General features: G+C 55.4%; 9 protein-coding genes and 1 tRNA gene. 6 read left to right on the top strand and 4 right to left on the bottom strand.

Annotated elements, in window-relative coordinates:
- The first annotated feature begins 89 nt into the window (after nt 1–89).
- Entirely contained in the window at nt 90–1490 is a 1401-nt protein-coding gene (locus Pla52nx_RS29125; protein ID WP_146521459.1) for an ArsB/NhaD family transporter, read from the top strand.
- A 153-nt stretch (nt 1491–1643) separates the two neighbouring features.
- Nucleotides 1644–2621 (top strand): universal stress protein, encoded by a 978-nt coding sequence (locus Pla52nx_RS29120; RefSeq protein WP_231742149.1) that lies wholly within the window; start codon nt 1644–1646, stop codon nt 2619–2621.
- Between the two features lie 364 nt (nt 2622–2985).
- On the opposite strand, the gene Pla52nx_RS29115 is transcribed toward Pla52nx_RS29120, so the two are convergent.
- Nucleotides 2986–4365 carry a Gfo/Idh/MocA family protein gene (locus tag Pla52nx_RS29115; protein WP_231742148.1) on the bottom strand — a complete coding sequence of 460 codons (1380 nt, stop codon included), beginning with the start codon at nt 4363–4365 and terminating at the stop codon, nt 2986–2988.
- A gap of 234 nt (nt 4366–4599) precedes the next feature.
- On the opposite strand from Pla52nx_RS29115, the gene Pla52nx_RS29110 reads away from it, so the two are divergent.
- Nucleotides 4600–5709, top strand: coding sequence for a TIGR00266 family protein (locus Pla52nx_RS29110; protein WP_197454794.1), 1110 nt, complete (start codon nt 4600–4602; stop codon nt 5707–5709).
- Between the two features lie 301 nt (nt 5710–6010).
- Entirely contained in the window at nt 6011–6442 is a 432-nt protein-coding gene (locus tag Pla52nx_RS29105) for a hypothetical protein (protein WP_146521457.1), read from the top strand.
- Between the two features lie 373 nt (nt 6443–6815).
- On the opposite strand, the gene Pla52nx_RS29100 is transcribed toward Pla52nx_RS29105, so the two are convergent.
- On the bottom strand, nt 6816–7112 hold the full coding sequence (locus Pla52nx_RS29100) for a hypothetical protein (RefSeq protein WP_146521456.1): 297 nt from the start codon (nt 7110–7112) through the stop codon (nt 6816–6818).
- Nucleotides 7113–7117: 5 nt separating this feature from the next.
- Complete coding sequence (locus Pla52nx_RS29095) at nt 7118–8296, bottom strand: hypothetical protein (RefSeq protein WP_146521455.1); 1179 nt, start codon at nt 8294–8296, stop codon at nt 7118–7120.
- Between the two features lie 176 nt (nt 8297–8472).
- Here Pla52nx_RS29095 and Pla52nx_RS29090 point away from each other — a divergent pair.
- Both Pla52nx_RS29090 and Pla52nx_RS29085 read left to right on the top strand, forming a co-directional pair.
- Nucleotides 8473–8546 (top strand) — tRNA-Arg (locus tag Pla52nx_RS29090).
- Nucleotides 8547–8917: 371 nt separating this feature from the next.
- Nucleotides 8918–9880 carry a hypothetical protein gene (locus tag Pla52nx_RS29085; RefSeq protein ID WP_146521454.1) on the top strand — a complete coding sequence of 321 codons (963 nt, stop codon included), beginning with the start codon at nt 8918–8920 and terminating at the stop codon, nt 9878–9880.
- Here the strand turns inward: Pla52nx_RS29085 and Pla52nx_RS29080 are convergent.
- The gene (locus tag Pla52nx_RS29080; RefSeq protein ID WP_146521453.1) at nt 9864–13919 is read right to left on the bottom strand and encodes an SHD1 domain-containing protein; all 4056 of its coding nucleotides are present in this window, start codon (nt 13917–13919) and stop codon (nt 9864–9866) included. The genes Pla52nx_RS29085 and Pla52nx_RS29080 overlap by 17 nt on opposite strands.
- Nucleotides 13920–14420 lie beyond the last annotated feature (501 nt).

Here is a 14420-nt window from a genome sequence, read left to right as displayed (position 1 = left end):
CCCGAGTGGAGGGCTGTTCGCATCAAACCGCTTGCGTGTTAGGTTGTGTGCTCCTCTGCTGGACACAACGGCCCCGACGAGACGTAAGCATGTTTTTGACCGCCTCATCTGTTCCGGAAACACCCATCGAGCCTGCTTCTGCCGGTGTGATGTTGCTTTTCGCCGTCGTGATGATGGCGACCTACGTGGGCGTCGCGGTCGAACGGTTTCACAAGACCGTGGCGGCCCTCTGCGGTGCGGCCGTGCTGGTGATCTTGGGGCTTTGGCTCAAGCTCTTTCCCTATCCGACCATCTACGAGTTTCTCAAGGAAGACCTCAACATCTTTGGGGTCATCATTGGTACCGGGATTCTGGTCGACGTGGTCGGCAAGAGCGGCTTGTTCCATTTCATCAGCATGTGGATCGTGCGTTTGACCGGCGGCAGCGCGTCAGCTCTGTTCATGACGCTTTGCTTGGTCACGTTTTTGTTTGTGGCCGTGCTGACGATCGTCCCAGCGATGTTGATTCTCAGCTCGCTGGTACTGGTGATCTGCCGATCGCTCAATTACAAGCCGATGCCGCTGCTGTTGAGCGTCGCCATTTGTGCCAACAGCGGCGCGATCGCGACTTTCGCCAGCGGGTTGCCCAACATCATGATCGGGACCTCGGCGGGCATTCCCTACGCGCATTTCTTACAAGTCTCTCTGCCCTACGCGGCAATCAGTCTGGTGGTCGCGATTGCCGGATTGCGGTTCTTTTTTCGTAACGATTTGCCATGGAAACAATCGGCCGAAGAAAGAGAGCAACTCAAGACGCAAATCGAATCCTTTGATCCGTGGGCGATGGTTGAGGACCGGCGTGTGTTGTTTCGTAGTGGATTTATCTTGATGGCTACGGTCGTGGGGTTCGTGTTTGCACAACAGATGGGTGTCGGCATGGATTTCATCGCGATGGTCGGTGCCACCGCCGCGATGTTGTTCGCCGGCAAAGGTGTTGAGGACGCGATCGGCAAAGTCAATTGGACGGTGATCCTGTTCTTCATGGGTCTGTTCATCATCATCGGATGCGTCAAGCAAACCGGTGCGTTGGCGTGGGTCGCCGAGCAAGTCATTCAATTGTCGGGCAATGAGTTGACGTTACTGATTCCGTTGATGGGTGGTTTCTCCGCAGTTGCCAGTTCGATCGTCGACAACATACCGGTCGCCGCGACTTTGATCCCGATCGTGCAAGACATCGGCGGAGAGGGTGTTGGATCAGGAGGCGGCGTGCCGATCGAGCCGCTATGGTGGACACTGATCATTTGTTGCAACCTGGGCGGAAACGGAACGCCGATCGGTTCGATCTCCTGCGTGATTGCGATCTACGCGCTCAAGAAAGAAGCCGGGGTGCACGTGGGCTGGGGCACTTTCCTGAAACTCGGCGGCGGCATCATGGTGTTCCAGGTCATCGGAGCGATCGCTTTTGTGATGCTTTATCATTACATGGATTGGATACCGTCCTTGGCTCATTGAGGATCGCTCCCGCTTGTGATCGACGCGGAGCAACTGTCGTTCGACTTTCCAAGTCGAAAACGCGAGCGAAGCTAACCGGTTCCGATCACCTTGCGTTGAAGTAAACTCAAACGACTTACTGCCACGACCCCCAAAACACTTTGGAGAGAATCTTTGTCGGACTCAGAATCAAGCGGCGATCTGGATCGTGAAGTCGATGCGTCGATGCGAATGTTCCTCAAATCGCAAGTCGGCCCTGCGGCAGAGTTGACGCCGATCAAACCGTCGCGGGTGATGCTGGTGTTGGACGGCAGCACCCAAGACGCCGGAGGAATTGCAGCCGCTCAATTTCTGAGGGAAGCGTTCAACGTGGAAACATTGGTGCTGGATGCTCGCGAAGTTCCCGAGGGCGAATCCCCAGACCCTGAGACGACGGAAGACTCCTCTGAGCTTTGTGCCTCCGTTGCCGCACAAATCAGCGGCGCGCGACCGATCCGTGTTGAACCTGGTCAATCCTTTGAGATGATTCTCGCTGCGCTCCAGCAGCATTCGGTCGATCTCGTCGTGGTGCCATGTCCCTTTGGACGATCGTTTGACAACGTCGGCGTGGACAGTGCGGGGACCACCATTGATGTATTGCTGGCCAGATGCGATCGGAACATGCTGGTGATTCGCGATCCGCAACAGTCGTTGTCTGAATGCGTGCGTGATGTCTCTGTCGTCGTCGGCGCCGAGTGCGACGCGGAAACGCGTGCCGCGGCAATCGCGTTCGGGCTGGCGTCCGAGCACGCCACCGTGTCGTTGAACTTGGTGATCGAGAAAGAACAGTACGAGAACATTCGTTCTATTTTGGAGGCTCTCTCGCCCGAAGCAAAGTTTGACGAGCGGCAATTCAGCGACGCCCTCACCAAGACTCATCAGGCGTTGCACGGTGCGATGGCCAAGACAGCGACGGCAACGGGGCGAACCTATGCATTGCGACCATTGGCGGGAGAAGTCGCTCCACCCAATCCGCTGAGCGAAACCAACAGGATGTTGTTGGTCTTGCCGTTGGAGGTCGATGACCGCTTCAATCAAGGATTCGTCCACGATCGAATCCGACGCAGTCCCCATCCTGTGCTGGTGGTGCCCAGCCACGTGGAATCGACGTAATTACACGTAGCCGAGCCTCTCCGAGGCTCGGGAATCCGCACAGACGATGTGAACGTAAGGTTCACGATGCTCGGACATCGGTTGGGCTGATTCGATTGTCGTTTGCCGAGTCTTTCGCTGCCGCCCGCTATCGACTCGGAGAGTCGAGCGACAGTCGCTCGACTCTCCACGTCGTTAGCGTGCCCCGCCAAACGTTTTGCCAATCCAAGCGATGATTTGCGTGCAGACACGCCCCCTCCCTCGCATTCGCCTGGACGGCTCTGCTCGACCTCCCCCAAGTTCCTTGGGGGAGGTGGCCGTGGATAAGAATTGACTCAGGAAAAATGCCAAAGCATCGAGTCATTTCGAAAGCGAGAACAGCCCGTTAGCCGAGGTTGATCTCGTAACCGTCACGGTAAGGACGGCTCAGCATCGAATTGGCTTGATCGTCGCCGACGATTTCTTCTTTGTCGTTATCCCATTTCAGATCGCGACCCAGTCGTGCGGAGATACCGGCCAAGTGGCAGACGTTCAGCATCTCCATGTGCGAATGCACGTCACTGATCGGTTCGGCACGCTCGCGAACGCAGTGCAGGAAGCTTGCCCAGTGAGCACTTCGCTCGTTGCCTTCCATCGGCAGGTTCTTGTAGACCTTGGCGATCGCGTCCTCGGGCAGCGGGTTGTCGGCAAGATCTTCAACGGGCTTTCCGCTCAGTTTGCCACGGCTGACAAAGATACGTCCTTTATCGCCCGTGATCAGCACGCCGTTATCCGTGTCGTTGCGGATGATCATCTTCGTTCCGCCGGGATAGTTGACGGTGAAATTGAAAGCGGTGGCGGTGTTGTAGCGATCGTCTTGGACCGCCTTGCCGTCTTTGAACTCGACCGGATGCTGGGCCGTGCCGCCAATCGAAATCGGGCCTTCGGTTTGACCGTTGAGTTTCAACGCCCAGTTGCAAATGTCAACGTGGTGGGCGCCCCAGTCGGTCAGCTTGCCGCCGGAGTACTCGTACCACCAGCGGAACTCGTAATGGCAATTCGTATGTCGATTGCGTTGTTGAGCCAAGAACCGATAGTCGACTTTGGGAGCCGGGCCGAGCCAGCGATCCCAGTTCAGTCCCTCGGGGACATCGGCAACAGGGATCGCGGGGCTGGTTGGTGCGCCGCCGATTGCCGCTTGAACTTCAGTGATCTTTCCCAATCGTCCTTCGGCGACCAACGCCATGGCTTTGACGAACAGTGGGAAGGTGCTTCGCTGTTGCGTGCCGACTTGGACGATCCGGCCGGTTTCTTTTTGGACCTTGCGAATCAATTTGCCTTCGTCGATCGTCAACGTCAGCGGTTTTTCGCAGTACACGTCTTTGCCCGCCAACATGGCTTCCACCAGCGGTTTAGTGTGCCAGTGGTCGGGCGTGGCGACGTGGATCAAGCCGATGTCGTCACGGGCCAGCAAGTCTTGGTAGTTTTCATACAGGTCCGCTTTGCCGCAGCTGTGCTGCTGATTGAAACCTTCACGGCGTCGGACATCCACGTCGCAGATCGCCACGACATCCAACCAGTTTCTGGCGGCGCGCATGTTTCCGCCCGCCATTCCTCCCGCACCAATCACGCCGATCGGCATCTTGTCGTTCTTGCTCTTGGTGTCATCGGCAAGCGTTCTGGGAGTGGAAAAAAAGTAGGGCACGGTCGCTGCGGTGCCGATGGCGACGGAAGTCGTCTTTAGGAATCGGCGTCGATTTGGGGATGGAGTTTTATGCTCGGACACGTGATGTACCTCAAGAAAGGGAAGATTCGTCAGAATGGTTTCTGCGGATTATTGCCTGGTGGGACCACGGTGGCGGCGAGAAATCAACTTCGTGCGCCCCAATCGCCACCGTAGCAGGCCGATAGTTTAGTCTAGAGTCCCCAAGCGATGGTGGACCCGTTCACCTCATCCGATCATTCTTGCAATCCGCCATAGAGGCGGGAACCTTTCCAACTCAAACAGGAGCCCCGAGCGATGGAATTCAATTGTCCCATGTGTGGAAAACGTTATCAGGCCGACGATTCCTTGGCGGGAAAGCAAGTCGGATGCAAAGCGTGTGGGCAACAGTTTTCTGTGCCCGGCGGGCAAGATTCCGGCTTTGATCTGAGTGAAACCCTGCCAGCGATGAGCCCGGTCGCCCCCTCCTCGCCGAGCAGCGTGCGAGCCGGATCCGGCGGCGGTTTTGGGAACACGACCACCGACGGCGACAACCGTTTCGCCGCGGGGGAAATTCAAATGACGACTGCTCCGGTGACCATGCGAGGGGGCCAGTCAAACGACGGCGTCAATCGAAGAGCAGACGAAATCGACTACGAGATCTTTGGCCATGAATCCCAGTACGTCGAGATCACGCTCGATCCGGGTGAGCAGACTGTCGCGGAAGCCGGAGCGTTGATGTACATGACCGCGGGGATCGATATGGCAACCGTCTTTGGAGACCCGTCCAAGCAGGATACCGGATTGTTCGGCAAAGTCCTCTCGGCGGGCAAACGGGTGCTCACCGGCGAATCGCTCTTCATGACGACCTTTACCAACAATGGCCGGACGCAAGCCAAAGTCGCATTCGGGGCGCCGCACCCCGGTCGGATGGTGCCGCTGCACCTGGATCAACTCGGTGGCGAAATCATCTGTCAAAAGGACGCTTTTCTGTGCGGTGCCCGTGGAATCACCATCGACATTGCATTTCAGAAAAAGATCGGTGCCGGTTTGTTTGGCGGGGAGGGGTTCATCATGCAACGACTGCGAGGCGACGGAATTGCGATCGTCCATGCCGGCGGAACGATGATGTACCGAGAACTCAGCGTCGGAGAAACGCTCCGGTTGGACACGGGATGTTTGATGGCGATGGGGCCGAGTGTGAGTTACGACATTCAGTTCGTCGGTGGTCTCAAAAACGCGTTCTTTGGCGGGGAAGGCCTGTTCTTGGCGACCTTGCAAGGCCCCGGGCCGGTGTGGCTGCAGTCCCTGCCGTTCTCACGCTTTGCCGGTCGACTGGCCAGTGCGATGCCCGGCGCGGTGGGCGGATCGCGAAAAGGGGAAGGCTCGGTGCTGGGCGGACTGGGCGACATGCTGATGGGCGACTGACTGGGAAACTAGCCCGGATTATTAACGCGACTCACTACAGACTTCGCAACACATTTGCGAGAAACGGCTTGCGTGGATTGGTGCGAAAACAGTCTGCGCATATCAGCCGCCACGCGATAGCGTCCGGTTCTCACACCTCTACTCGGGAACCGGATGCTATTGCGCCAGCGGCTCATGAATCATCCGGGCTAGAGTCGCGAAATCGGGGTCTGGCGGGGGTGCCGAGTCGACGAACTCACGTCTTTAGGCTCCAATGACGCTTTGTTGGTTCATTCACTCCGCCTACCGAGCTTGCCAAATCATGACCGAATCACCCGACCACTCCGAATTGCGAGCCGCGATCGAGGCGCAAGATGCCCCCAAGATTCGCGATTGGATTGCCGGTCGTGAATTCGTGCTCATCAATGTGCGCGACGAAGGAGCCGACGAAGACGATGAGGAAGCCGTCGGCGTGCTGACCGCCGAGATCGAAGAGCAAGACGTTTGGGTCGCGTTTTCCTCTGAACCACTTGCCGGGCATTTCGTTCAAACGATGCCCGAAATGTTCAGCGATGACGAGGAGATCGAAGGCTATGTGGTCGACGGTGAATCTCTCTTGCTGTACATCCCCGAAGACGTCGGACTGCTGCTCGACCCTGAAAGCGACGAGCCATGCCTGCTGTCCATCAAACTGATGGCCGAAGTCGTTGCCCTGTGCGAACACGACGACGACGAAGAAGACGACGACGAGTAATCGAAATCGTGTCGCCAGGCAGTAGGTCACTCAACCAGCCGCCACGCGATAGCGAGCGTCCCGCTTAGAACGCTCGTTCCCAGGCTCACGCCTGGGAACGCACTGCCATGGAGGCTCTGCCTCGCGAAAGTCAGCGTGGCCTGGAAATTGTCAGCAGATCGGCAGGCAGGAGCCTGCTAATCATTGGGTTCCCAGGCAGGAGCCTGGGAACCAGTGGTGCACTCGCTTGCGCTTCGTGCTAGTAAAGACGAGAAAAATGGCTGGTGCGATCAACTTTCTAAGCGGGACGCTCTCGATAGCGTCCGGTTCCCGCCGTCGGAACGGCAACCGGGTCGAGTACATTGCCGCTCCCCACCGCAGGACGCAAGTCACTTCATCGCTTTCGTCGCACAAACCGTTTGGCAAAGTCCAGCAACCCTGCATATCGCTCACCGTCATCGATGTAGTGTTCGATGACGTAGAATGCAAAGTAGTAGGCTCGGCAAGAGCTCCAAACACAAACGCCCAACAGGAACGCGGTTTTCCAATGCGGCGAGTGCAACAGCAGCAGTCCCGCAGACGTGATGCCCAGCAACACAAACAAGCTGCCTTTGACATACAGCAGCGTCGGCGACTGGATGTCTCCGCCCCAACGTTGCTGTGATTCATTGTCTTCCGTGCGTTCGGTCATGGTTTTCAGCCCGATGGCACCAGCCAATAGCGTTTCAATGCGGATTGAATCTCACGCTGTCCCATGTGCAACGATTCATCGCGGACGCCTGTCCAACGATCGGAGACCCCGCGTCGTTTGCATCGTACGCCCGTTCCCCATTCGTAGCGTTCGGCCAAGTTTGCCAGCAGCGCTAATTGGTACCTTGCCTGCGGATAAATCGGTGCTCCTCGCTGATCCAGTGACCACTGGCTGAGTTTCAGTTCGTGCCATCCGTCGCCATCGCCGTCCTCTTGGACGCAGTTGGCGAGTGAATCGTCCAGCTCACGGAGTTTGCTGCGATGGATCTCCGCATCAACGCGACTGTTGTGCGGTGAGTACAACGCCCACGATGGCCAATGGTCCCAGTATCCCCATCGTTCTCCGATCGGAGCGATCAAGGCAGCCAGAACGAGTACTCGCACTTGCCAGACCCCGCTGTTTTTTCTCGGCCCTGAACCCGTGTGAGCCTCGTCGTGTGCTTGGGTCGGTCGACGGACCATCAGCAGGTAGGCTTGGATTATTAACAGAACGTTCCAAGTCAGCACGCCAAGGCTGTGATTCAAAGACCAGGGACCGAGGATCAGGATCAGTGTGGCATGCAATCCCATCGCGGCCATTCCGCCGACTCGTCGCGTGCGTGGAAAGAGTACCAGCAGGGCGATGGTCATTTCTGTTGCCGGCATCATCGCCACGAGCGTGGTCCGCCAAGGTCTCCAGGTATCGGGCAGTCCGCCCAGAGGAGCCGTGGAGACACTGAGGAATTCATCGCCGACGGTGTGCAGGAATTGATAGTCGAACTTACCCAGTGAGCTGTAGAAGTAAATCGAAGCGGTGATGACGACAAACCAAGATTTCGCCGACGGGTCTCGTCGATGACCCAAGGTGGCGAATAGCCCGGCATACAGAATGCTCTGATACGCCCAGGGCTGAATCCGATGTTGATCCGTCAGCATCAAAGCGATCAGGCATCCCATCACCGTCCACCAAAGTCCGGCATGAAAGCGTTTGAACACTCCCAATGCGACCAGTGTTCCCGAGGATGCCAGCCCTGCCAAGGCCGACCACTGCAGGGCGAGCCCGGCGGTCGACTGCCAGTGCCACCAGGGCAGCAAAGCGATGTTGGGGTACTGTGACGGCAGCGGTACCCAAAGCGGCCAAGTCACAGCGACCAGGACAAGCAAGAAAAAAGCCCAAAGACGCGGGAAAACTTGATCGCAGAGTGGTCTAGCAAGCGTCACATCGAGTGGGGAATCGTTAGAATTTTTGGGTGGAACCAACCGCGATCTCCAGGTGTCGAGAATGGGAGTTCGAGGTTACACTGTTTGCGAAAAGAAATCACGCCCTCGTAGCTCAGCTGGATAGAGCAGCGCATTCCTAACGCGCAGGTCGCAGGTTCGAATCCTGCCGGGGGTATTTTCTCTCGGACGCTATGGCAGTCGCCAACCAAGAAGGTGCCGAATTTTACGGGAGTTGTGAGTCGATCCGCTTTCGCTGAGGTTCGGATCATCTTCGTACTCAATTCACGAAGAGATAGTAGAGCACCGAGATAGTTTGATTCATCATCGTCGTTGTCAGAAATCGCTTGAACCCAGTAGCGTTCGCGATGTCGTATCGAGCAGTAGTCGGGGTCAGATTGGAAAGACCTTCGATTCCTTTGAGATCGCGTGTAGATTAACTGGGTTCAAACATTTCTGTTAGAATGCCGGTTTTCAATCCGTCACCAGATTTTGATCGTAATTGAAATGTTGATTCGTTTGTTGCTGATGACGTCCTGTTTCCTGCCAATGACTTTGCTTCCTGTCCAGTCAAGTGCGCAGGAGTCGAGGTTAGATTCCATCATTGATCAGGCGGGCGGAAACGAACACTTGGCGAAGCTTCGCGCCGCACGGGACGGCTTTGAAAAAGCAAACCGTGCAACAGCGGAGAGTTCGGCTTTCGGTAAACAGCTTCATGCCCAGATTTTGGATATCTATGCTCTCCAGATCGAGAAAGCGAACGGTTTGATTGCGGAAGGCAAGCCGTTTGGAGCATCCGAGTATGACTCGGCGATGAAAGCCGTCCAGGAAGAGATCCGTCGCTCGGCCGAACGCATGAAGAAAGGGATGGCCGACAATCGTGACGAGCGAGCGAAGATCGATCGCGAGACGGCGGAAAAGATCAGCCAAGCCCGACAGAAATACGGTGCCGCGATGGATGCAAGTCGTGATGAGTTTCAGAAGAAAATGGCGATCGCAGACCTGAAGTACAAATTCAGTGTCAATCGAGGCGACTTGGGGGTCGTGATCTGGAATCTTCCACCGGATCGATCCCTGCACAATCGGTCATCAATGCTGGTCAACCTGCGACTGTATCTGGGAGATCAGGTCGTGTTTGATCGAAAAGGAGTTTCGCTCAACCGCCGTTTTCCACGCAACCCGATTCCAGTTTCAAGGGTTATGTTCGATCGAGTGGAGATTGAGATTCCGAAATGGAATGGTGAGGGTGTCGGTCTAGCGGAGGTTGAAGTGATTATTGGTAATGAGAACGTTGCATTGGGGCGACCTTGCAAGGTTTCCAGCATTGAAACCTTGCCGATACATTTGGATGATGAAAATGCATTAACCGATCGAATTACGATTCCCAAAAAGGAGGGCGAAGGCTATTGGATCGCCGAGGCGAAGACCGCAGCAACCATCACCATCGACCTGCTCGGTCCGAAGCATTCCTCGGTGGCACAATTGGACGAACCGGTTAACGCAGGGCGTTGATCTTCTCTTGCAAGCTCTTCTTTTGGTAGTCGCTTTTCGAAACCTCTAACGCACGTTCGTAGGTTTTGATCGCACGCTGGTCGTCGCCGATCTTTTCGTAGTGTTCTGCCAAGTTTCGATAGGTGTTATCGGAAACGTTTCCTTTGCGATTCAACAGTTCCAAGTGTTGATCGGCCGCATGCGACGCGAGTTCCCTTTCGTCAGCTTTTAGCCAATCGTTGCTGGCTTGCATCCAGTAGTGAAGTTGCATCGATTCACTACTGGATTCTTTTGCCTTTTGTTCCTTCTCGGCCGCGGATACCCGATAGCGATTCAACGGATCAAGCTTTTGAGCGAATTCCTGCGGTATGACTGGGACGGACAACTCGTTCTCTTCGCATACCCTTTTCATCTGTTGGTGATACTTCACGGCATCATCATCCCGTTTCGCTAGTTGGATTGCCCCCAGGTAGCAGTAGACGGCTTCGTTGAATAAGTCGACCTTCTGCAAGCTATCTGCTAGTGTTGCGTAGAGGCGTTCGCCGGGGTGGTGCGACGAATTCGAACTAATCTTTCGAATCTCAGTCACGGCAAGTGCACCAACGCGGCGGACTTCCTGCACGTCGCCAGCTTCACTCCACTTTCCCGCCGCTTGCACCAAATTGGTCGCACGCGAGCTAGAATCACCAGACGGACGCGCTTCGAGTTCTGTTGCCGACATTCGGAAACCGTAGTTGGGATCAATGTAGCCTTTCAGAGGTTCGGCTACTGCCATACCAGGATGCTTCGCCAGCAGCGCATCGACATAACCCTGGAATTCCGCGATGGTGTGCGTTGACTTGCAACGTTTGATCGCCTCGGCCCAGTGAGTGACGGCCTCCTCTGGCTGATCCAGAAGTGTGTAAAGTTGGGCGATTTGCTTGTGCTCGTAGTCCCGCCCACCGTTTGATTCGACGCGAAGGCGAGAAGTCGCCTTCTTCAATACGCGAGTCGCATCGTCAGGCGACTCGGCCTGCACCCAACTCTCTGCTGCTTGGATCAGTTGATAGACCGCAGAAGTCGGAGATTGCATTGCAGACTGCTCGCTTTGCTGCGCTTTGACTCGGTAGACGCGTCGGGGATCCAGCAGATCATCTGCCGGCATCGAACCTGTTCCAGCCGAAGCCATTGGACCGCTCGAACCAGAGAGCGAAGCCGCTGCTTTCTGTTGCAGCTTTTCGATTTGAATAGGCGATTTTTCCAGTCGAAGTGCAGCACGAAATGCTCCAACGGCAAGAGCCTGCCGGTCGATGGACACAAACAAATCACCAATCTTCTCCAGCGAATAGGCTGCTCCGACTTCGCCACCCTCAAAGTGCCGTTGTGCTAGGCTTAGCGCCGTTGCCGCTTTGTCCACTTCGTTGCAGCGGATCCAAGCCTGCGCTTCATTCACCCGAGCATCGCCGGCAGCACGCCCACCGAATTCGCGAGCGATTTCCGAATACAGTTCTGCACCCTTGGCAGCATCTCCCGAAGTCGCGTGATAGTGAGCGTAGTTGAAACGCTCCATGCCTCCAATTTTCTCGTCCCTCTTAGCCAGTGTCTCGTCCAGCAGTTTCAGTATCTCAAACTGCTTGCTCTGGTCATTTCGCACACGGGTCCAGTAGGTCAGCATCACACGTAATGCGGGTTCATGATGAGGTGTCTGCTGAAGTTGCCGTTCGAATACCGCAGCAAGCGAGTTGGAAATCGATGTCGGCAGTGGTTCAGTTCCCCATTGGATTTCTGTCACATTGGTTTGCCGAAGCCAACTTACCGAAGACTTGCGGGCAAAACGAAACAGCGAATTGAACAGGTTGACTTTCGCCTGCTCGATTTCAGCCGTATTGGTGCACGAATCGAGTAAAAACTGATGCGCCGTCAACAACGGCTCTAGCGCTTCGCCACGTTCGTAAACTTGGATCGCCTGTTCATAGACGCGGGCTTGAAAGACTTGGTTGTTCGCAGAGTGACGCAACGCGATCCTGAATTCGTCATCTGCAGCTTGCCAATGTCCACGTCCGATCGCTGCGATCCCAGCCCGCAGGGCCTCCTGTGCGGCCGCTGGTACATTGCCAGTTCGCGGTGCAGTGGAATTACTGGATCGCGGGCGAGCCGTGCGTTCTGGTGACAAAGGCCGCTGGTCGGTTTTGGCGATGGCATTGCCCGTCGATGCGGCTCGTTGTCCGAGATTGATCCGTTCGGCCAAGCCCAAAAAGGCTTTGTCAAAGATCTCCCGTTTGATGACACCGCCACGGATCTTGAGCGCACCGAAGGTACGATCAACCACTGTATCATTCAGCCTTTTCAATTCGGCAAGCAAAGCATGCGAGCCCATCCCCATCTCCGCAGCGGCCTGCTTGAGATCCAACTCGTTTTGATATCGATTGGCAATCAAGACGATCGGTTCTCCGGTTCGTGTAGGATTATCAATTCCGATTTGATCTGATCTCAAAGCCTGCAAGTAGCCAAGAGTATCTTTCTCAATTAATTGCTTTGCTGTCTCGTCCTCCGGATACAGCCCGAGAATTTCGTCGGTATTTCGATAGGCGGAGACATTCGCGACCACGTGCCTGCGGATTTCATCCGATTTCTGAATGAATCCGCCGTAGTGGCAGGACATGCAGGAAACCCCGTTGACGACCCTCCGATCGGGCTGTTTGGGATCGCTGACGATTTCGATTGGGCCTCGGTCAATGCGACGTCCTTCTGCATCCGTCAGCATGAACGCGAGCAAGCCGTTGGGCAGTTGGAAAATGATCTCGCCTCCGTCGTGTTCAAAGCTGTTTGAAATTTTCCCTGGTCCCAAGGGATGATCGAACAAGTTCTTGCGGTCGGTGTTGCCCGCAAAGTCATAGCTCTTCCAGTAGGCTCCAAAGATGGATTCATGACGTTCCAAAAGACGGTTGTTTTGCGAGACCCCAGATCTCGCAAAACCCAACCGAACGACCTTCTGTGCTTTAATGTTCTCGTCGACATCGACCCGCAGCAGTGCCTCTAAGCGTTCGTCCGTGGATGGGATTTGAGCCAAGGTGTGGTATAGCGGCGGTCGTGACGCAGAAGCAACAAACCAGTCCGCGCGAACAATTGGAACTTCGCAGGACGTCTCCATCCGCACCCGCAGTGCATCACGAGAGGCGTCGACCAGTCCATGCGGATAATGGTCCAGGATTTGTTGCCAAACTTTTCCGGACCATTTCAAGTCACGAAGATCGATACGGAACAAATGAGGTTGACCGCTGACGGGATGAAGACCAGCCAACTCTCGATTCCACGAAAGGCTATTGAGCAGCTTTGCCAATGCAGTCATGTATGTTGCTAACTCTTCATCAGACACGCCCAGGTTGTACAAATGAGTCGTGGAAAAGTATCGAGCATGGCCGCGGTCTTCGCTGGGTAACTTCATTAAGTCTTGCGAGACAAGACGATAAAGTAGTCCGTTGGTGACGAATTCACTCGTCGGCATGGTCGAAGTTGCTGTGGCCCCTTCGGCGATCCATGCACGCACGACGTCAATCTCATCCGCTGATGGCCTGGGTGATTCGCCCTTGGGTGGCATCGGTGAATCAGACGAAACCATTCGATCAAATAGCGGTGATCGCGCGGCGTCTTTGGGAAGCAAGTATCCCGCCGCAACCAGCTTTTCTCGGTCATGGACAAAGTCAAATCCACCTTCGTCCGCGCCGTCTTCTCCGTGACAGCGATAACAATGCGTCTTCAGAATCCCGAGCGCATGACCAGCGAGTTTTTGGTCATCGGAAGGCTCGGGGGCGGTCTGCGGTGCTGAACCGGTGCCTTTCGCTGGAGTCTTCGTTGCTGCTTGCTGCTTCAGAAAGTCTTGGTCAGCCTTGCATAAACGTGAAATCGGCAAGCTGACGATTTGGCCATTTTCACGTTCTAACACGACATTGTCGCCCCGCACGGCTACAAGCTCAGCATTCACCCGGAACTTCCCCGTCGAATCCACCCACTCGCGAGCAAACGTGATCTGTGGAACGTATAGAAAAACTACCAAAATAAAAACGATGACAGAAGCACGCATCTCAAACAAACCCCTCTTGTCGATTCAACAGGACCAGTCAAACGAACTCCAACGTTTCACTGAATATGCCCCGCAATATAACCCCCTAAAGGGGAGCGTGCCAGGAAATAAATATGGGCGAGGAAACCTGGGTGGAATCGATAGACAGAAAGTTTAATCTTGAGTCGACGACGCGGCCTCGTGGCGAAAAGGGGACGTGGCGAAAAGGGGACGGGGGTAGTTGTAGTCCTCGGACAACAATGGAGTTGGCAACCCGTTGACAGAATTGGATGCTTCTCCTGAGGTGGTGCTTGATGAGAGCGGGTTGCTCGAGATCAAAGAACCCGCAGGGGAATTTGATCCACTCTACTGGGCGGCCGCTTCCGCGAAAGTTGTCGATCGGATAGAGGACTGGATCTACAGTGCGTGGGGAACTTGGACCGAGTTTTCGTCTCCGATCAACGGAGATCTGACAAACATTCCTGATTTTGCAATGGATGTTGTCGACTCCGTCGCCACGCT

The sequence above is a fragment of the Stieleria varia genome, assembly GCF_038443385.1.
GTDB classification, from domain to species: domain Bacteria; phylum Planctomycetota; class Planctomycetia; order Pirellulales; family Pirellulaceae; genus Stieleria; species Stieleria varia.
Note: the sequence above shows the minus strand (reverse complement) of the source record. Positions and strands in the feature narration are given on the sequence as shown.